Source organism: Pseudonocardia sp. MH-G8, from assembly GCF_002262885.1.
Lineage (GTDB): Bacteria > Actinomycetota > Actinomycetes > Mycobacteriales > Pseudonocardiaceae > Pseudonocardia.
Map to the genome: position 1 here is coordinate 172235 of NZ_NKYF01000014.1, position 17910 is coordinate 190144.

Genomic DNA, 17910 nt, shown 5'->3' on the forward strand with positions numbered 1-17910 from the left:
CGCGACCAACGGCACTCTCGTCTGCTAGGCAGCGACGAGAGTGCCGTTGGTTGCAGGGGGTGTGGCTCAGCGCACCGGGGCACCCGGCCCCAGCGGGATGCCCAGGGCCCACCACGCCAGGAACAGCAGGGTCCAGACCGTCGTCATCGCGATGGCCAGCGGCAGGGTGTAGGACGCGAGGGTGCCGATGCCGGCGTCCTTGCGGTACCGCTGCAGGAAGCCCAGCGCCATGATGAAGTACGGGCTCATCGGCGTGATCGCGGTGGAGCCGGAGTCGGCGATGCGGAACAAGGCCTGCGTGGTCTCCGGCGGAACGTCCACGAGCATCAGCATCGGCACGATCACCGGCGCCGCGATCGACCACATCGCCGAGCCGCTGGTCACCATGATGTTCACCAGGGTGAGCAGTACGAGCACCAGCAGGAAGATCACCACGATCGGCGTGCCGGTGGTCTGCAGCGCCTCGGCCGCGACCACGGCGAGCACGTCGCCGACGTGCGACCAGTCGAAGTAGGCGAGGAACTGGGCGATCGCGAAGAACAGCACCAGCACGGGCGCCATCTGCTTGAGGCCCTCGACCATCAGCTTCGGCACGTCGGCGGCCGTGGTGATCGTGCCGACGCGGGTGCCGTAGACGATGCCGACCAGGCCGAACAGGAGCGCGACGAGCGCGGCCACGCCCTCGAGCAGCGGCGACTCCACGATGCTGCCGCCCTCGCCCCGCAGCGGTGACGACGCCGGCGCCACGACGGCGACCAGCACGATCAGCGCCACCAGGAGGGCGAGCCCGGCCAGCCGCACCGCCGAGCGCTCGCGGCTGCTGAGCTGCAGCTGCCCCAGGTCGTCGTCGGGTGCGTCCGGGTCGGCGTCCAGGTCGGGCCGCTTGCTCAGCACCAGGCGGGTCATCGCGGTGATCACCAGTGCCAGCACCACCGACGAGGCGATGTTGAAGAACCAGTTGCTGATCGGTGAGACGTAGGCGCCGGGGTCGATGATCTGGGCGGCCGCGGTCGTGATCCCCGCGAAGATCGCGTCGTTCGGGGTGGGGATCGGGCTCGCGTCGTAGCCGGACGCGATCGAGGTGTAGGCCACGACGATGCCCAGGATCGGCGAGCGGCCCACGGCGCGGAAGGCGAGCCCGCCCAGCGGCACGAGGATGATGTACGCCGCCGCGGACGCGACGTGGGCGGCCGTGCCCGCGAAGGCCACGGCGAACACGACCAGCGAGGCGGGTACCCGCGAGACGCTCACCCGCATCACGGCGGCGAGGAAGCCGGTGCGTTCGGCCACCGCCACGCCCATGATCACCACGACGATCGTGGCCATCGGCGGGAACGACGCGAAGTTGTCGACCATCGTGGAGACGGCCATGGCGAGGCCGTCGCCCGACAGCAGGTTCCGCACCGTGACGGTCTCGCCGTCGCTGGGCGAGACGACCGAGACCCCGGCCGTCGCGAGCGCGGCGCTGACGACCGCGAGGATCCCCGAGAGCACCCAGAACAGCCAGAACGGGTGGGGGAGGGCGTTGCCGACGCGCTCCACGACGGCCATCGCCCGGACGATGCGCGGCAGGTCCTGCCGCTCCGGCGTGCTCGTGGTCGTCATGACGCCTCCTTCACGGGCAACCGGTGGTGGCGCAGGAACTCCCACGCCACCTCGTGCGCCTCGATCGTCTGGGTCGTGTGGCCGCCGCCGGAGTAGCTGTCGGAGCCGGGCCAGGTGTGCCCGCCGCCCTCGACGGCGACGTGCCGGACCTGTGCCCCGCCCTCGCAGCCGGTCCAGCGGCTGACGGTGACGTCCGCGCCCACCGTCTCGTGCTGCGGACCGGCGTGGCAGCCGTCGCGCTGCGCCCAGGCCGCGGCCCAGTCGGCGATGGCGGGCAGCCCCCGTTCGGTGTCGCCGGTGTAGGGGATCGTGGCATCGCCGGTCCCGTGGAACTCGATGACCGGCACGGCGCGTGCGGGCTCGCAGGGCGGCTCGCCGGTGCCGTAGAAGGCCCCGGCGACGGGCGCGATCGCGGTGATCCGCTCCGAGGCGCGGCAGGCGAGGATGCCGGTGAAGCCGGCCCCGTTCGACTTGCCGGTGGCGTAGACCCGGCGCTCGTCCACGCAGAGGCCGGACTCCAGCCGGTCGAGCAGGTCGGAGGTGAAGGCCAGGTCGTCCACGCCGGGCGCGGAGTAGGGCGCGCCCTGCCAGGCCTGGCGCTCGCCGTCGCCCTGCCCGACCACGCCGTTCGGGTACGCGACGATCGCGGGCAGTGTGGAGAGCTTCGAGAACTCCTCGGTGCGCGCGCCGGAGTTGCCGCGGCCGTGGAACACCAGCACCACCGGCCAGGCCCGGGCGGGGTCGTAGCCGGGTGGGAGGTGTAGCTGGTAGGTGCGGTCGCGGTCGCCGCTGCGGACGGTCTGCAGCACGCTGGTGCCCGGGTCCTGGGGCGCCGCCTGCCCGCAGCCTGCGGAGCGGCGCTCGGGTTGGGCGAGGGCGGGCGGCGCCGCGCACACCGTCGCGACCAGTGCGATCGCGGCGGTGGCGGCGATGCGCCCCCACCTGCGGGTGGTGGTCATGGTGTCCCTTCGGTCGGCGTCCTCGACGGCCGGCGGAGCGCTGCATCAGGGCGCGGGGGATCGACGGCGGAACCGGTGGGGTGCCGTCGGGATGCGGTGTTCAGGTGTCGATCAGGCCTTCAGCCACTCCGTGACGAAGTCGGTGATGCGCGCGACGATCGCGTCGACGAGCGCGGCGCCGTCCTCGGGCGTGGCCCGGCGGGGGTCGCCGAGCACGCCGTTGGCCGAAAGGCGGTCGTAGCGGGCGGTGAGGCGCGGCCCGCCCGCCCGGCGCGTCACGGCACCGAGCGCGTCGAGCTCGGCGAGCCGCGTGGTGCCGGGCTCGAGGTCCCCGCGCCGCACCAGGTGCGGGGCGATCTCGAGCATCTGCGCGGTCTCGGCCTCGCCGCTGTGCCCGTGCACCTCGCTGACGTCCATGCCTGCGACGACGTCGGCCGCGAGCGTGGTGAGCGGGGTCCAGGCGAACTGCAGGTCCGGGTGCGTGGTGAGCAGGTCCTGCGCGACGGTCCCGAGGGTGGCGTTGTTGCCGCCGTGCCCGGTGATCACCAGGACCTTCCGCCAGCCGTGCCGGTACAGCGCGTCGGTGTACTCGCGCAGCACCGCGGCCAGCGTCGTGGTGGTGAGCGTGACCGTCCCGGCGAAGGCCATGTGGTGCGGCGAGACGCCGACGGGCACGGACGGCCCGATCACCGCGCTCCCGTCGAGCTGCGCGGCCACGCGCTCGGCGACGTGTTCGGCCCGGACGAGGTCGGTGGCCAGCGGCAGGCCCGGCCCGTGCTGCTCGAAGGCGCCCGCGGGCAGCAGCACCACGGGGCTCGCGAGCACGGCGCCGGCCGCCTCGGTGGTGGTCATCTCGCCCAGTCGGTGCGCGTTCACGTCCGCACCGCCTCGCGGATCGACGCCAGGTGCTCCGCGGTCAGGCGGTGCGCGAGGTCGGCGTCGCCGCCGCGCACGGCGTCGAGGATGCGGACGTGCTCGGCGTGGTCGCGCTCGCGGTCGTCGTAGCGGTGGCGGATCTCGATCTGCTCCCGCACGCGCACGTGCAGCAGGGCCTCGACGGTCTCGCGCAGCAGCGCGTTGCCGGTGGTGGCGGCCAGCGCGGCGTGGAAGTGCACCGCGGGACGCAGGTCGCCCCGCGGCGGGTGCAGGGCGTTGGTGACGCTGTCCTCGAGCTGCGCCAGCCCGCCGGCGTCCCGGGTGCGGGCGGCGGTGGCGGCGATCGAGGGCTCCAGGACGAGCCGGGCCTCGACCAGCTCGAGCACGGCGTCGGGGGAGGTGCCCGGGCGGTGCGGGTTGGCGAGCAGCCGCCGGTCGACCCCGGGGCCGACATAGGTGCCCGAGCCGTGCCGGAACTCGACGGCGCCCGTGGCCTCCAGCCGGCGCAGGGCCTCGCGCACGGTCGGGGTCGTGACCTCGAAGCGCCGGGCCAGGTCGCGCGAGGACGCGAGCACGTCTCCCGGCGCCAGCCGCTCGCTCCGGATGATCTCCACGATCTGGTCCGCCAATCGCTCGGAGAGCGTCTCACCTCGGGTCACCAAGTGACTAAATCACTTAGCGACCGGGACGGTCAACCCCGGACCGGCCCGGCCGACGAGAGTGCCGTTCGTCGCGAGGGGCTGCTCACCCCCTCGCCCGCGGCGCTAGGTTCGGGCGTGGAGCCCGCCCCCACCTGGGCGGGACCGCGCGTCCCGCAGGAGCCTGCATGACCACGACCGAGCCCCGCTCGACCAAGCCCGTCCTGATGACCGTGGACGACGACCCGGGCGTGAGCCGTTCCGTCGCCCGCGACCTGCGCCGCCGCTACGGCGCCGACCACCGGATCGTCCGCGCGGAGTCGGGCCGCGACGCGCTCGACGCGCTGCGCGAGCTCACCCTGCGCGGCGAGCCCGTGGCCGCGATCCTGGCCGACTACCGGATGCCGGAGATGAACGGCATCGAGTTCCTCGAGCAGGCCATGGACATCGCGCCGCACGCGCGCCGGGCGCTGCTCACCGCCTACGCCGACACCGACGCGGCCATCCAGGCGATCAACGTGGTCGACGTCGACCACTACCTGCTCAAGCCGTGGGACCCGCCGGAGGAGAAGCTCTACCCGGTCGTCGACGCGCTCGTGGAGACCTGGCGCGCGGTGGGGGTGCGGCCGGTCGACGAGATCCGCGTCGTCGGCCACCGCTGGTCGGCCGAGTGCTTCGCCGCGCGCGACTTCCTCGCCCGCAACGCGGTGCCCTACCGCTACTACTCCGTGGACGAGCCCGAGGGCGCGCGGCTGCTGGAGGCCGCGGGCGCCTCGCCGGACGACGTGCCGGTGCTGATCACCACCGACGGCACCGCGCTGCGTGCGCCCACGGACGCCGAGATCGCGGCCGCCGTCGGGCTCACCACCGACCCGGCCACCGACTTCTACGATCTGGTCGTGATCGGCGGCGGCCCCGCAGGCCTGGGCTCGGCCGTCTACGGCGCGTCCGAGGGCCTGCGCACCGTGCTCGTCGAGCGCCAGGCCACCGGCGGACAGGCGGGGCAGAGCTCGCGCATCGAGAACTACCTCGGCTTCCCGGACGGTGTCTCGGGTGCGCAGCTCACCGACCGCGCCCGGCGCCAGGCCGCGAAGTTCGGCGCCGAGGTGCTCACCGCGCGCGACGTCGTCGGGCTGGAGGCCCGCGGCTCCGCACGGGTGGTGAAGTTCGGCGACGGCAGCGAGATCTCCGCGCACTCCGTGGTGCTGGCCACCGGGGTGTCCTACCGCAGCCTCGACGCGCCGGGCGTCGCCGACCTGACCGGACGCGGGGTCTTCTACGGCTCGGCGGCCACCGAGGCCCCGGCCTGCCGGGGCGAGGACGTCTACATCGTCGGGGGCGCCAACTCGGCCGGCCAGGCGGCGGTGTTCTTCGCCAAGCACGCCGCCACCGTCACGCTGGTGGTGCGCGGGCCCAGCCTGGAGGCGTCGATGTCCAGCTACCTGATCAAGCAGATCGAGGCGATCGACAACATCACCGTCCGCACGGGGTGCCAGGTGGTGGAGGCGTCGGGCGACGGGCACCTGCAGTCGGTCAGCCTCTGCGAGGGCGACGTCACCGAGTCGGTGAAGGCGGGCTCGATGTTCGTGTTCATCGGCGCTGCCCCGCGCACCGAGTGGCTCGACGGGTTCGTCCGGCGCGACGCGCGCGGCTTCATCCCCACCGGCCCCGACCTCGTCGTCGACGGGCAGCGACCACCGGGCTGGACGCTCGACCGCGACCCCTACCACCTGGAGGCCAGCGTGCCCGGCGTCTTCGTGGCAGGGGACGTGCGGGCCGACTCGGTGAAGCGGGTCGCCTCCGCCGTCGGGGAGGGCGCCATGGCGGTGACGCTCGTGCACCGTTACCTGGCGGAGCAATGAGCGCGGCGGAGGCGGCGCGCCTCGCCCCCGACGAGCTGCGCACGCTGTTCCTGTTCGCCGACCTCACCGACGAGCAGGTCAGCTGGATCGTCGAGAACTCCGACGTCGTCGCGATGCCCGCCGGCCAGGACATCGTCACCGAGGGCGAGCCGTCGCGCTGCTTCTACGTGCTGCTGTCGGGCACGATCGCGATGAGCAGGATGGTGGGCGGCGACCCGGTGGAGACCACCCGCACCGACCAGCGGGGTGTGTACTTCGGCGCCACCCAGTTCTACCTCGACGACGAGTCGGCGCAGCTCTACGGGGCGTCCGTCCGGGCGATCACCGACTGCCGCGTGCTCGCCCTCCCGGCCGCCGAGTTCGCGCGCGCGTTCGCCCAGTGGTTCCCGATGGCGGTACACCTGCTCGAAGGCATGATGCTGGGGATGCGCCGCAGCAACTCGCAGGTGGCGGAGCGGGAGCGGCTGCTCGCGCTGGGCAAGCTCTCCGCGGGCCTGACGCACGAGCTGAACAACCCCGCCGCCGCGGCGGGCCGGGCCGCGGACACCCTGCGCGACAAGGTCGCCGGGATGCGCGCGAAGCTCGCCATGATCGCCGACGGGAAGATCGCCGGAGCGCAGCTGAAGAAGCTGGTGATGGCGCAGGACGAGTTCGTCAAGAAGGTCCGCCACGCGCCCGCGCTCTCCCCGCTCGAGGCCACCGACCGCGAGGACGAGCTGTCCGACTGGCTCGACGGCCGCGGCATCGAGGGCAGCTGGGACCTGGCCCCGGTGTTCGTCGCCGGTGGGCTCGGGGTGGAGGACCTGGATGCGGTCGACGCCGCGGCCAACGGGACCACGCTCGAGGGCGCGATCCGCTGGCTGGCCTACACGGTGGAGACCGAGAGCCTGCTGCGCGAGATCCTCGATGCCACGACCCGGATCTCCGACCTGGTGCTCGCGGCCAAGCAGTACTCGCAGATGGACCGCGCCCCGCACCGCTTCATCGACGTGCACGAGGGCCTCGACGCCACCCTCGTCATGTTCGGGCGCAAGCTGGGGGAGGAGGCGGGCATCGGCATCGTCAAGGAGTACGACCGGACGCTGCCGCTGATCCCCGCCTACTCCGCCGAGCTCAACCAGGTCTGGACCAACCTCATCGACAACGCGCTCGACGCGATGGACGGTTCCGGCACGCTGACCGTGCGCACCAGCCGCGCCGAGGACTGCGTGGTCGTGGAGATCGGCGACACCGGCTCCGGCATCGCGCCCGAGGTCCGGCAGCGGATCTTCGAGCCGTTCTTCACCACCAAGCCGGTCGGGCGCGGCACCGGCCTCGGGCTCGACGTCAGCTACCGGGTCGTCGTCACCCGCCACCGGGGCGACCTCTCGGTCACCTCCGAACCCGGCGACACCCGCTTCCGGGTGCGCCTGCCGATCACCGAGGAGCCCGGCGCATGACGATGCAGATGCCGATGGCCTCGGCCGACGCGCGGCTGGCCACGGGCGCGGGCCGCGCCGTCGACGTCCGGCTGGGCCCGCACGCCGTCACGGTCGACCACGCCGAGAACGGCGACGGCGCCGGGCCCAGCCCGCTCGAGCTCATGACCGGCGCGCTCGCGGCGTGCAGCGCGATGTCGGCGCGCAGCCACCTGGAGCGCGACGGCGAGCCGGGCGACATCGAGGTCACGGTCACCCTCGACGCGGGCCCGCCCACCCTGCTGTACCGGCGGGTGCTGCTCGCGTTCCGGCCCGACCCCGCCGATGCGCACCGCCTCGCCGAGGCGCTGGAGCGCACCGAGGTGACGATGATGCTGCGGCCCGCCTTCGCGATCCGCACGCAGATCGAGCACGCCGGGGAACCGCTGATCTGATGATCTGAGCTCCGTGGGTCTATCGCGGTGCCGGCCGAAGGGCCTAACGTGCTCCCCTCGTCGGCGCGGGGGGACCGCATGGGACAACGGGAGTACCTGGCGACGGACCGGCAGGTCGAGGAGGACCGCCTGCGTGCGCAGGCGAGACTGATCGACCCACTCACCCGGCGGGTCCTCGCTTCGGCAGGGCTGTCCCGCGGGATGCGGGTCCTCGACCTCGGCAGCGGCGCCGGCAACGTGGCACGCCTCGCCGTTGAGATCGTCGGGCCGGACGGCGGCGTCGTGGGCGTCGAGCGGGACCCGGACGCGGTGCGGAGCGCGGCGCGGTCGGCGCAGGACGCCGGCTTGAGCAACGTGGAGTTCCGCCAGGGTGACGTCGAGACGCTCGCCGGAGTCGACGGCCGGTTCGACGCGGTCGTCGGACGGCTGGTGCTGATGTACCTGGGCGACCCGGCCGCCACGTTGCGGCGGGCTGCGTCACTCCTGCATCCCGGCGGCCTGGTCTGCATGCACGAAGCCGACTTCGGCTACCTGTGGTCGAGCGCCGACACGCCGACCTGGCAGCAGCTCAAGTCCTGGATCGTGGAGGCGTTGGCGAGGATCGACGCGAACCCGCGGATGGGTCCGTCGCTGTTCGCGACGTTCCGCGCCGCCGGGCTGCGGGACCCGGAGATGGCCATGGAAGCGGCGGTGGGCGGTGGCGACCGCGCGTACGCGGCCGGGTGGGCGAACGTCGCTCGGAGCGCCATGCCGCTCATGGAGCGCTTCGGCATCGCCACCGCGGACGAGGTGCAGCTCGACACGCTCACCGATCGCCTGCTCGCCGAGGTCCACGCGGAACAGGGGGTCGTGATCGGGCCGTGTCTGTACGGGGCTTGGACCACGGTGTGACGAGCCGGGCGCATCGGTGATGTGAATTCGGGGATGCGAGATCGGGGATGTGAATTCGGCGGCAAAATGCCAGGATCGGGTCATGCGATTGTCCTACATCGGATCCGGGCCGTATTGCTACGCCAATTCGCTCGCCATGGTCCTCGGGTCCGGCGCGCCCGAGCCGTCCGCGATCGAGGTGCTGACCGGCTCCCCGTTCGGCTTCCGGTACGAGGACGGGCTGGCGTGGTTCGACCCGTTGGGCTGGGACCCGGGTCTCGGCCTGGACGAGGCCCTCGACCTGCTGGGATGGACGTGCGAGCGCACGGCGGGCGGGTCGGCGACCGGTGCCGTCCAGCGACTGCGGGACGCCGGCGGACCGGTGCTCGTCGGCCCGCTGGAGATGGGCCTGCTCGGGTACCAACCGGGGTCGGGCACCGCGATCGGGGCCGATCATTTCGTGGTCGTCACCGCGGTGGCCGACGAGGTGGTGCACCTGCACGACCCGCACGGATTCCCGTTCGCCACCCTGCCGGTCGATGAATTCGCCGCCGCGTGGGAGTCGGTGGCATTCAGCTACCGGGCGGAGCCGTTCACGATGCGCAGCGCGTTCCGCCGGGTGCGCTCCGTCGACCTGCGGGACGCACTGCGGGCCTCGCTCCCCACTGCGCGGCGCCGGCTCACCCCGGACGTCGAGAGCCCGGCGGCCGCGGTCGGACGGTTCGCCGCAGACGTGGCCGGCGGGCTGACCGCCGCGCAGACCGGGCACTTGGTGCACTTCGCCGTCCGGGTCGGCGCGCGGCGGCTCACCGACGCGGCCGTGTGGCTCGGTCGGCTCGGCCTCGACACCGCTTCCGCGGTGTCGCAGCGCCAGGCGCATCTGGTCGGCGGCCTGCAGTACCCGCTCATGGCCGGCCACGACGCAGAAGCCGTGGCGCTGCTGCGCGATCTCGCACCCACGTACGCAGAACTGGACGAGGCGCTCGCCGCCTCCGGAGTGGCGCGCTGACGTCCGGCGCCATTCGCCGGGCGAGCGGGACCACCCGTAGTGGCACCCACCGTGAGCGTGTTGCGAGAGGACCCGGGTTCCCGACTCCATGATCAGTAAGTCGGCGCGTTCGCGGGTGGATTTCGCCCGTTTTCGCGCCGACTTACTGATCATGGCCAGTCGGGCCGGGATCGGTGCCCACGTACGTCGAGCTGGACGTCGCAATCCTCGCTTCCGGAGTAGCGCCCGGACGTTTGGCCCCATCCGCTGGGCGAGATGAGGGAAGCCCCTTTCGGCGCAATGCCGGAAAGTGTGGGTGCGGCGCAGGCAGGGGTACGCGAGGAGGCGGCTGTCGTTCCGGCGGCGTGATTCGACGGAAGGAACCAGGTATGGCCTCGACGAACGAAGCGGTGGCGCCCGCAGTGCTGCGGGTACCCGGCGGGAACGGGTCGGGGCCGGGCGGGCCGTCGCCGCTGGAGGAGTTGCGGGCGAGCCTGCGCAGGTTGCTCGCCACGCTGCTGGAACGCGCGTTCGGCCTCGCGCTGGACGGGGTGGAGGGGCTCGCCGCGTGGTGCGACGACGTGGCCGCGCGCGGCGGGATCCGGGTGAACGCCCTGCTCGGCGGCGCGCGTGCCGCGCTCGGCGGGCGCAACCCGGTGTGGGGTGCGCTGCTGGGAGCCGTGGGTCGCATGGGTACCGGGGCCAAGGTCGCGCTGATCCTCGCGCTCGTGCTGGCGCTGGTCCTGCTGCCGGTGACGGTCGTCCTGTTGCTGCTGGTGCTGATCGTGGCGGCGGTCGTAGCGGCGATCCGCACCGCCGGGCGTTGATCGTTGTTGCTCTGCGTCCGTCTGTGGACGCTCTCAGCCCATTGGCCCTGCAATTCCCCCGACTGCCCAGTAGCCGGGGACGGCTGCGGGCATCGTCTGCTCCGAACGGCGCAAAAATCGCGGCCGGGCTGCGGTGGAGTGTTCGGGATCTGCACGCGGGGTAGTCGCTGGAGCGCTCCCGAGAAGTGGATTGCGCACATCGGCGAGACGGAGGAGCAGCAGTGAAATGTGGAGCGCGGGTAGCCCTCGGCGTAGCCGGCGGCTACTTCCTCGGACGGACCAAGAAGATGAAGCTCGCCCTGATGTTCGCCGGCATGGCGGCAGGCCAGAAGGCCGGCGGGCCGGGTGAGCTGTTGAAGGGTGGCACAAAGCTGCTGAGCTCCTCGCCCGAGCTCGCGAAGCTCACCGACGTGGTGCGTGGCCGGCTGCTGGAGGCGGGCAAGGGAGCCGCGATGGCGGTGGCCACCCGGCAGGTCGAATCGCTCACCGACCGGGTCGGCAAGCGGGTGGAGTCGCTGGGCGACCTCGGCACGTCGCGTCGCGAGCCCGCGGACGACGAGCGCGCTCCGGCCGACGACCGCGCCGAGGAGCCCGAAGAGGACACTGCGGGGGCCGAGGACGCGGGCGACGTGGACGCCGACGACGAGGAGCCGGCACCGACCCGGCGTGCGGCGCGTGCACCGGCCGCGAAGGCGCCGTCCGGCGGTGGGGCCAAGGGCGGTGGGGGCAAGAACGCCTCGGCCACCGCGACCGTCCGGCGGGCCGGCACGGCGGCGGGTGGCGGGGGGCGTACCGCGGGCAAGGCCGCGGCGGGCACGGCGGGAAAGACCGCTGCGGCCCGCAAGCCCGCTCGCGCCACGCGCACCCGCAGGGGTGAGGGCAATGGCTGACGGAGGAGCGACGGAGAAGCTCAAGGACGCGGTGCCCACCGACGCGCTGCGCGATGCGGGCCAGCGGCTGCTGGGGCTGCTCGTCCAGCGGGCCGCCGAGGCCGCGACGGACCGGGTCACCTCGCTGTCCGACCGGCTCACCGGCGTGGCCGAGAACGGGGGCGAGGGCCTGCGGGAGGCGCTGAACCCCGATGGTGACCGGCGGGACGGGGACGACGACGGCGACTCGTCGCCAGGCCTGCTGAGCCGCGGGTTCGGCGCCGTCAAGGACAAGGTGAAGGACGTGTTCGGAGGCGGCGGAGGCGGTGGTGGCTCCGGCGGCGGCAAGAAGCTGAAGGTCACCGTCATCAGCGAGGACCTCGACGTGGGGCTGCCGCTGCGCACCACCTACGACCTGTGGACGCAGTTCTCCGACTTCCCCACCTTCATGAAGAAGGTCGGGAGCGTCGAACAGGCCAGCGACGAGAAGCTGAACTGGAAGGCCCAGGTCGTGTGGTCGCACCGCACCTGGGAGGCCACGATCGTCGAGCAGGTGCCCGACTCGCACATCGTGTGGCGGTCGAAGGGCGCCAAGGGGCACGTGGACGGGGCGGTGACCTTCACCGGTCTCGGACCCAACCTCACCCGCGTGCTGCTGGTCCTCGAGTACCACCCGCAGGGCCTGTTCGAGCGCACCGGCAACCTCTGGCGCGCGCAGGGCAGGCGCGCTCGGCTGGAGTTCCAGCACTTCCGCCGGCACGCGATGAGCAACGTGCTCATGCACCAGGACGAGGTCGAGGGCTGGCGCGGCGAGATCCACGACAGCGAGGTCGTGAAGACCCACGAGGAGGCCCTCGAGGAGGAGCAGCGCGCCCAGCAGGAGTCCGAGGACGAGTCCGGTGAGGAGGCCTACGGCGAGGACCAGGACGAGGACCAGGACCAGGACGGGTTCGAGGACGACGACGAGTACGCCGCGGAGGAGGGCGAGCCGGTCGACGAGGACCCGGTCGACGAGGACTACGCCGACGAGGCCGATACCGACGAGGCCGATACCGACGAGGCCGATACCGACGAGGCCGATACCGACGAGGCCGATACCGACGAGGACTACGCGGACGAGGACTACGCGGACGAGGACTACGCGGACGAGGACTACGCCGACGAGGCGGACGAGGAAGCCGATGCCGAGCCCGAGGACCGGGAACCGGTGACGGCGTCGAGATCACGACGGGGCGGTGACGCATGACAGTGGCAACCCAGCGACAGGGCGGCGGCGGCGGAGGGTACGTCGAACGTGGCGGTGGTGGTGGCTCCGGGAGCCTCGCCGACGTCGTCGAGCTCATCCTGGACAAGGGCCTGGTCATCGACGTCTTCGTGCGGGTCTCCCTGGTCGGGATCGAGATCCTGACCATCGACGCGCGGATCGTGGTGGCGAGCGTCGACACGTTCCTGCGCTTCGCGGAGGCGACCAACCGCCTGGACCTGTACGGGAAGGGCAAGGGCGGAACGGACCTGCCCGGGCTCATGCAGGGGATGACCGAGGGCGGCGCCAAGGGCAAGACGTCGGGCATGCTCGACGCGGCCGTCGACAAGGTCGACGAGGTGCTGACCAAGGGCCGGGAGGGCCGGGAGCGCGAGGAGGCGCCGCGCCGTCGTCCGCAGCGCCGGGAGCGGGAGCGCGAGGAATGACCGCCACCTACGTCTACGGGCTGGTCGGCGCGGGCGCGCAGCTGCCCGACGACCTGACCGGCCTGGGCCCGTCGGGGAAGGTGTCCACGATCGTCCACCGCGACGTCGCGGCGATCGTCGGCGACGTGCCGGCCGACCGGCCGCTGGGCACCCGCGACGACCTGCTCGCCCACGAGGCCGTGGTGGACACCGTCGCGTCGAGCACCGCGGTGCTCCCGATGCGCTTCCCGGCCGTGGTCGAGGAGGAGGGTGTGGTGGAGGAGCTGCTCGCGCCCCACCACGACCGCTTCGTGACCGCGCTGGGCGAGCTCGAGGGGCGCGTGCAGTACACGCTCAAGGGCCGCTACGAGCAGGACGTGGTGCTGCGCGAGGTGCTCGAGGCCGACCCGGAGATCCGGCAGCTGCAGGCGGAGGTCCGCGACCTGCCCGAGGACGCCACCTACCACCAGCGGCTCCGGCTGGGCGAGCTCGTGGTCGGGGCGCTCGAGGAGCGGCGCGACACCGAGGCGGAGCAGCTGGTGACGCGGCTGGAGCCGTACGCGGTCGGGGTCGTCGAGCACCATCCGGGCCAACCCGACGACGTCGTGCACGCGGCCTTCCTGGTGGAGCGCGAGCGCGCGCAGGAGTTCGAGGACGCGGTCGAGGAGCAGGGAGAACAGCTGCACGGGCGGGCGCGGCTGCGGCTGCTCGGTCCGCTCGCGCCGTACGACTTCGTCCCCGGGGACGAGCAGTAGTGGGCTTGCTCTCGGGTCTGCTCGGCCTGCCGCTCGCCCCCGTGCGGGGCGTGATGTGGCTGGCCGAGCAGATCCACGACCACGCCGAGGAGCAGTACTACGACCCGGTGCGCATCCGCGCGCACCTGGAACGGGTCGACGAGGCGCGGCGGGCGGGCGAGGTCTCCGAGGAGGAGGCGGCCGAGCTGGAGAACGAGTTGCTGCAGCGGCTGATGGTGCGTCGGCAGCAGTGACCGGGAAGGAGCCGGATGGCTGACGAGGAGCAGGTGGCCGACCAGGAGCAGGAGAAACCCCGCCGTCCGCGGCGGGCGCGCCCCAGCGCAGGCACGGGGTCCGACGGGCTGGTGCCGGCCGCGGTCGCGGCGCGCCGGGCCGCGCAGCAGGTCGCGGACTTCACCGGGCGCAGCCCCGAGTGCGTGATCTCGATCGAGCGGGCCGACGAGGGCTGGCAGGTCGGCGTGGAGGTCGTGGAGTCCACCCGCATCCCCGACACCCAGGACGTGCTCGCGATCTACGAGGTGTCCGTCGACCGCCACGGCGACCTCGTCTCCTACCGCCGCACCCGCCGCTACGCCCGTGGCCAGCTCGACGAGAGGTGCCGATGACATCAGGTGGAATGCCCGTGCCCGGCCGTTCCCGCACGCCCGACCACCGCCAGGAGTCGACGAACCTCGCCGACATCCTGGAACGCGTCCTGGACAAGGGTGTCGTGATCGCCGGCGACATCCGGGTGAACCTGCTCGACATCGAGCTGCTGACGATCAAGATCAGGCTGCTCGTCGCGTCGGTGGACAAGGCGCGGGAGATGGGCATCGACTGGTGGGAGCACGACCCCACGCTCAGCTCCGGGCAGCGCGACCTTGCCGAGGAGAACCGGCAGCTGCGTGAACGCATCGACGCGCTGGAGTCGGGCGGTGCTCCGGCCGTGGAGCAGGCAGAGCGGGAGGAACCAGGTGGCTGACACCGTCGTGTACGTCTACGCGGTCACCGACGCCGACGCCCCCGAGTCGTCCGTCGGTACGGGCGTCGACGGCGCCCCCGTCCGCCGGATCGTCGCCGGGCCGCACGCCGCGGTCGTCGCATCGGTCGACGCCGTGCGGTTCGGCGAGGAGGCGTTGCGCCGCAGCCTGGAGGACCTGCAGTGGCTGGAGGCCACCGCGCGGGCGCACCACGCCGTGGTGGACGCGGCCGCGCAGGCCGGTCCGGTGGCGCCGGTCCGGCTCGCCACCATCTACCTCGACGACGAGCGCGTGCGCGGCCTGCTCGACGAGCGCGCGACGGCGTTCGCGGCGGCGCTCGACCGGATCCGCGGACGCGTCGAGTGGGGGGTGAAGGGCTACGCCGTGCCCTCGGACGCGCCGGTGGAGCCCGAGCCCGCCGACGGCGGTGGGCCGGGGCGGTCCTACCTCGCGCGCCGGCTCGCGGAGCGCAACCGGGCCGCGCGTGGCCAGGAGGAGGCGCTCGCCGCGGCCGAGGCGGTGCACCGCGCGCTCGCGGCCGTCACGCGGGCCGCCCGCCGGTACCCGCCGCAGGACCCGCGCCTGACCGGGCGCGAGGAGGAGATGGTGCTCAACGCCGCCTACCTCGTCGACGCCGATGGCGCCGCGGACCTGCACCGCACCGTCGAGGAGCGGTCCGGCGCCGGGGTGCGCCTCGAGCTCACCGGCCCCTGGGCGCCGTACTCGTTCGCGACCCTGGAGGAGCAGCCGTGACGCTCGCCCCCGACCGCGCCCCTGACCGCGAGGTGGCGCTGGTGGACCTGCTGGACCGGCTGCTGGCCGGCGGCGTCGTCATCACCGGGGAGGTCACGATCTCGCTGGCCGAGGTCGACCTGGTGCACGTCTCGCTGCGCGCCCTGATCAGCTCCGTGCAGACGCTGGTGGAGCCGTGACCGAGGTGCCGGAGCGGCTCGAGCTCGATCCCGACTCGGTGGGCCGCGGGCTGGGCAGGCTCGTCCTCACGCTCGTCGAGCTGATCCGCCAGCTCATGGAGCGCCAGGCCCTGCGCCGGGTGGAGGCCGGCGACCTGCCCGAGGAGAAGGTCGAGGAGCTCGGGCTCGGGCTGATGCGCCTGGAGGAGGCCATGACCGAGCTGCGGGAGCACTTCGGCCTGCGGCCCGAGGACCTGAACATCGACCTCGGCCCGCTGGGAGACCTGCTGCCCCACGACCCCGGGCGCTGATCACCCGCCGCGTACGGCGGTGCGTTCGGTGCCCGGGTCGGGCACCGAGATGCCGTACTCGCGGATCTTGCGGTAGATCGTGGCGCGGGACGTGCCGAGGTGGCGGGCCGCCTCGAGCTTGTTGCCGTCGGTGTAGACCAGCGCGTCGATGATGGCGTCGCACTCGATGGCTTCCAGCGGGGTGAGCACGCGGCGCGTGGTGGACCGGCACTCCGGTGGCAGGTCGGCGAGCTCCACCACGCCGGACCTGCGCTTGGCCACGACCTTGCGCAGGACCTGGTAGAGCTGCTCGACGTTGCCGGGCCACCGGTTGCGCGTCAGCACGCGCATGACCTCGGCGGAGCAGGAGAGCGTGGCGCCGCGGCCGAGGCGCGCGAGCAGGTGCGGCACCAGCTCGGCGACGTCCTCGATGTGGTGGCGCAGCGGCGGCACCTCCACGGTGCGGGGGAAGCACGACAGCAGGTCGGTGAGGTCGGCGCCGCGCCGGCGGCCCCCGCGCGTCACGGTGGCAGCCACCCACGGCCGGTCCGCGTCGGTCGACTCGCGGAACGGCTCGAGCGTGTCGACCAGGGCCGCCACGCCGTCGGCGGGAAGCCGGTCGACGTGGGCGAGGACGAGCGTGCCGGCGCCGTTGCCGAGCTCGCCGGCCACCTCGGAGATCCACTGCGGCCCGTAGCCGTCGGCGTCGAGCACGCGCAGGTGGGCCGCCGGCGTGCGGTTGCGGTGCGCCGCGCGGGCAAGCGTCGCCTTGCCGGCCCCGGGCTCGCCCTCGAGGATCAGCCACTCGCGGGAGCGGAAGTGCCGGTCGACGGCCTGCCCGCACCTGTTCCACAGCGCGCCGGACCCGACGGCGGTGGGCAGCGCGGGCGCGAGCACCGGGCCGGCGCCGTCCCGCTCCGCGGGGCCGATCCGCGGCACCGCGTGCACCTGCAGGACGCCGCCGCTCACGCCGCCCTCGCTGAAGCTCGGCCGGCACTGCACGCGCACGGTGAGCCCGCTGGGCAGGTCGACCATCAGCTGCCGGGCCCGTCCGGAGCCGAGGGCTTCCGCCGCTTCGGCCAGCAGCGGTGTCTGGTCCCCGGGGTCGAACAGCTCCCGTGCCCGGTCGTTCATCATCAGCAGGTCCTCGCCGAGCGCGAACACCGCCCCGCGGTTGCGCCGGCAGGCCCGCAGGTAGTCCTGCATCAGGGAGTGCTCGCGGCGCCCGGAGTGCTCCAGCAGCGACTCCTCGATGCGGTGGGCGATCGCGGCTACGGCCGCGGCCATCATGGCGCCCGCGTTGGATCGCCAGCAGGTGATGTCGACGACCCCGAACACCCGGCCGGTGACCGGATGGCGGACGGGAACCCCGGCGCACGCGAGGTTCTCGAGGTTGTCCACGTAGTGCTCGTGCCCGAAGACCTGCGTCGGCCCGCCCCCCTCCAGAGCACTGCCGATGCCGTTGGTGCCGACGTAGCGCTCGGCGTAGCTGAAGCCGGGGGCGAGGAACACGCGATCCAGGTGCCGGTCGAGCGTGGAGTCGCCGCTGCGGCGTTCCAGGACCACACCGCCCGCGTCGCAGAGGATCACGCTGACCGGTTCGGTGGCGAACTGGTCGGCGACGTCGCGGAGCACCGGTTGCGCGGCGCGGGTGAGCAGCGACTCGGGGTCGAGGTCGTCGGCGTAGGGCAGCTCGAAGTGGTCGACGGGCACCTGCCAGGACTGCGACCGCGACCAGGAGGCGAGGATCGGCTCCCGGACCACGCCGGGTTGCACCGGCTCGGCGTGGAGGAAGGAGACCCGCGCGCGGGCGAGCTCCTCCGCGGCAGGCTGGGCGGGAACCCGCGCGTGGCGCCCCGACACGGGGCCCTGCTCGTCGTCGGTCAACGCGGCCACACCAGTGCCTCCTTCGGAGCGTCAGCGATCCGTCCTGGCGATGAGAACCGGCGGCGGCGCCGGGATGGATCCCCAGCGTAGGGGT

21 protein-coding genes are annotated in these 17910 nt (G+C 73.2%); 16 read left to right on the forward strand and 5 right to left on the reverse strand.

The features are described from left to right. Positions 1–66: 66 nt before the first annotated feature. The 4 genes from CFP66_RS27825 to CFP66_RS27840 form a co-directional block, all read right to left on the reverse strand. On the reverse strand, positions 67–1605 hold the full coding sequence (locus tag CFP66_RS27825; protein ID WP_094928133.1) for an AbgT family transporter: 1539 nt from the start codon (positions 1603–1605) through the stop codon (positions 67–69). After that, positions 1602–2564 carry a PHB depolymerase family esterase gene (locus tag CFP66_RS27830; RefSeq protein WP_094928134.1) on the reverse strand — a complete coding sequence of 321 codons (963 nt, stop codon included), beginning with the start codon at positions 2562–2564 and terminating at the stop codon, positions 1602–1604. The genes CFP66_RS27825 and CFP66_RS27830 overlap by 4 nt, the downstream gene beginning before the upstream one ends. A 111-nt stretch (positions 2565–2675) precedes the next feature. Then, a complete protein-coding gene (locus tag CFP66_RS27835) occupies positions 2676–3440 on the reverse strand; it encodes a creatininase family protein (protein ID WP_094928135.1) in 765 nt (254 codons plus the stop codon). Then, positions 3437–4099, reverse strand: a complete 663-nt coding sequence (locus CFP66_RS27840) for a FadR/GntR family transcriptional regulator (protein ID WP_094928136.1) — start codon at positions 4097–4099, stop codon at positions 3437–3439. The genes CFP66_RS27835 and CFP66_RS27840 overlap by 4 nt, the downstream gene beginning before the upstream one ends. Positions 4100–4266: 167 nt before the next feature. Between CFP66_RS27840 and CFP66_RS27845 the strand changes: the two genes are divergently transcribed. The 16 genes from CFP66_RS27845 (at position 4267) to CFP66_RS27920 (ending at position 15950) form a co-directional block, all read left to right on the forward strand. Continuing rightward, a complete protein-coding gene (locus tag CFP66_RS27845) occupies positions 4267–5940 on the forward strand; it encodes an FAD-dependent oxidoreductase (RefSeq protein ID WP_094928137.1) in 1674 nt (557 codons plus the stop codon). Beyond that, the gene (locus CFP66_RS27850; protein ID WP_094928138.1) at positions 5937–7379 is read left to right on the forward strand and encodes an ATP-binding protein; all 1443 of its coding nucleotides are present in this window, start codon (positions 5937–5939) and stop codon (positions 7377–7379) included. The genes CFP66_RS27845 and CFP66_RS27850 overlap by 4 nt, the downstream gene beginning before the upstream one ends. Further along, positions 7376–7792, forward strand: coding sequence for an OsmC family protein (locus CFP66_RS27855; protein ID WP_094928139.1), 417 nt, complete (start codon positions 7376–7378; stop codon positions 7790–7792). Before CFP66_RS27850 ends, CFP66_RS27855 begins: the two co-directional genes overlap by 4 nt. A gap of 78 nt (positions 7793–7870) precedes the next feature. Beyond that, the gene (locus CFP66_RS27860; RefSeq protein WP_094928140.1) at positions 7871–8683 is read left to right on the forward strand and encodes a class I SAM-dependent methyltransferase; all 813 of its coding nucleotides are present in this window, start codon (positions 7871–7873) and stop codon (positions 8681–8683) included. 82 nt (positions 8684–8765) lie between these two features. Beyond that, positions 8766–9671, forward strand: coding sequence for a hypothetical protein (locus tag CFP66_RS27865; RefSeq protein ID WP_094928141.1), 906 nt, complete (start codon positions 8766–8768; stop codon positions 9669–9671). Between the two features lie 368 nt (positions 9672–10039). Continuing rightward, positions 10040–10477, forward strand: coding sequence for a hypothetical protein (locus CFP66_RS27870; RefSeq protein WP_094928142.1), 438 nt, complete (start codon positions 10040–10042; stop codon positions 10475–10477). 221 nt (positions 10478–10698) lie between these two features. Further along, complete coding sequence (locus tag CFP66_RS27875; protein WP_143517402.1) at positions 10699–11367, forward strand: hypothetical protein; 669 nt, start codon at positions 10699–10701, stop codon at positions 11365–11367. Then, on the forward strand, positions 11360–12592 hold the full coding sequence (locus CFP66_RS27880; RefSeq protein WP_094928144.1) for an SRPBCC family protein: 1233 nt from the start codon (positions 11360–11362) through the stop codon (positions 12590–12592). The genes CFP66_RS27875 and CFP66_RS27880 overlap by 8 nt, the downstream gene beginning before the upstream one ends. Continuing rightward, on the forward strand, positions 12589–13035 hold the full coding sequence (gvpJ, locus tag CFP66_RS27885; protein ID WP_094928145.1) for a gas vesicle protein GvpJ: 447 nt from the start codon (positions 12589–12591) through the stop codon (positions 13033–13035). Before CFP66_RS27880 ends, gvpJ begins: the two co-directional genes overlap by 4 nt. Then, positions 13032–13769 (forward strand): GvpL/GvpF family gas vesicle protein, encoded by a 738-nt coding sequence (locus CFP66_RS27890; RefSeq protein WP_094928146.1) that lies wholly within the window; start codon positions 13032–13034, stop codon positions 13767–13769. Before gvpJ ends, CFP66_RS27890 begins: the two co-directional genes overlap by 4 nt. After that, positions 13769–14002, forward strand: coding sequence for a gas vesicle protein GvpG (locus CFP66_RS27895; protein WP_094928147.1), 234 nt, complete (start codon positions 13769–13771; stop codon positions 14000–14002). The genes CFP66_RS27890 and CFP66_RS27895 overlap by 1 nt, the downstream gene beginning before the upstream one ends. Before the next feature lie 15 nt (positions 14003–14017). Continuing rightward, a complete protein-coding gene (locus CFP66_RS27900) occupies positions 14018–14374 on the forward strand; it encodes a gas vesicle protein (protein ID WP_094928148.1) in 357 nt (118 codons plus the stop codon). A gap of 11 nt (positions 14375–14385) precedes the next feature. Continuing rightward, positions 14386–14730, forward strand: coding sequence for a gas vesicle protein (locus tag CFP66_RS27905; protein ID WP_094928149.1), 345 nt, complete (start codon positions 14386–14388; stop codon positions 14728–14730). Beyond that, on the forward strand, positions 14723–15481 hold the full coding sequence (locus tag CFP66_RS27910; RefSeq protein WP_094928150.1) for a GvpL/GvpF family gas vesicle protein: 759 nt from the start codon (positions 14723–14725) through the stop codon (positions 15479–15481). Before CFP66_RS27905 ends, CFP66_RS27910 begins: the two co-directional genes overlap by 8 nt. Next, positions 15478–15660, forward strand: a complete 183-nt coding sequence (locus tag CFP66_RS27915) for a gas vesicle protein (RefSeq protein ID WP_094928151.1) — start codon at positions 15478–15480, stop codon at positions 15658–15660. The genes CFP66_RS27910 and CFP66_RS27915 overlap by 4 nt, the downstream gene beginning before the upstream one ends. Before the next feature lie 5 nt (positions 15661–15665). Then, positions 15666–15950, forward strand: coding sequence for a gas vesicle protein K (locus CFP66_RS27920; protein ID WP_369805181.1), 285 nt, complete (start codon positions 15666–15668; stop codon positions 15948–15950). Here CFP66_RS27920 and CFP66_RS27925 read toward each other — a convergent pair whose 3' ends face one another. Continuing rightward, complete coding sequence (locus CFP66_RS27925) at positions 15951–17825, reverse strand: sigma-54-dependent Fis family transcriptional regulator (protein WP_233159768.1); 1875 nt, start codon at positions 17823–17825, stop codon at positions 15951–15953. Between the last annotated feature and the right edge of the window lie 85 nt (positions 17826–17910).

Excerpts from the sequence above, each read along its gene's own strand:
- CFP66_RS27825 (WP_094928133.1), bottom strand. The coding sequence starts at position 1,605 with ATGACGACCACGAGCACGCCGGAGCGGCAGGACCTGCCGCGCATCGTC.
- CFP66_RS27830 (WP_094928134.1), bottom strand. The coding sequence starts at position 2,564 with ATGACCACCACCCGCAGGTGGGGGCGCATCGCCGCCACCGCCGCGATC.
- CFP66_RS27845 (WP_094928137.1), top strand. The coding sequence starts at position 4,267 with ATGACCACGACCGAGCCCCGCTCGACCAAGCCCGTCCTGATGACCGTG.
- CFP66_RS27850 (WP_094928138.1), top strand. The coding sequence starts at position 5,937 with ATGAGCGCGGCGGAGGCGGCGCGCCTCGCCCCCGACGAGCTGCGCACG.
- CFP66_RS27855 (WP_094928139.1), top strand. The coding sequence starts at position 7,376 with ATGACGATGCAGATGCCGATGGCCTCGGCCGACGCGCGGCTGGCCACG.
- CFP66_RS27860 (WP_094928140.1), top strand. The coding sequence starts at position 7,871 with ATGGGACAACGGGAGTACCTGGCGACGGACCGGCAGGTCGAGGAGGAC.
- CFP66_RS27865 (WP_094928141.1), top strand. The coding sequence starts at position 8,766 with ATGCGATTGTCCTACATCGGATCCGGGCCGTATTGCTACGCCAATTCG.
- CFP66_RS27870 (WP_094928142.1), top strand. The coding sequence starts at position 10,040 with ATGGCCTCGACGAACGAAGCGGTGGCGCCCGCAGTGCTGCGGGTACCC.
- CFP66_RS27880 (WP_094928144.1), top strand. The coding sequence starts at position 11,360 with ATGGCTGACGGAGGAGCGACGGAGAAGCTCAAGGACGCGGTGCCCACC.
- gvpJ (WP_094928145.1), top strand. The coding sequence starts at position 12,589 with ATGACAGTGGCAACCCAGCGACAGGGCGGCGGCGGCGGAGGGTACGTC.
- CFP66_RS27890 (WP_094928146.1), top strand. The coding sequence starts at position 13,032 with ATGACCGCCACCTACGTCTACGGGCTGGTCGGCGCGGGCGCGCAGCTG.
- CFP66_RS27900 (WP_094928148.1), top strand. The coding sequence starts at position 14,018 with ATGGCTGACGAGGAGCAGGTGGCCGACCAGGAGCAGGAGAAACCCCGC.
- CFP66_RS27905 (WP_094928149.1), top strand. The coding sequence starts at position 14,386 with ATGCCCGTGCCCGGCCGTTCCCGCACGCCCGACCACCGCCAGGAGTCG.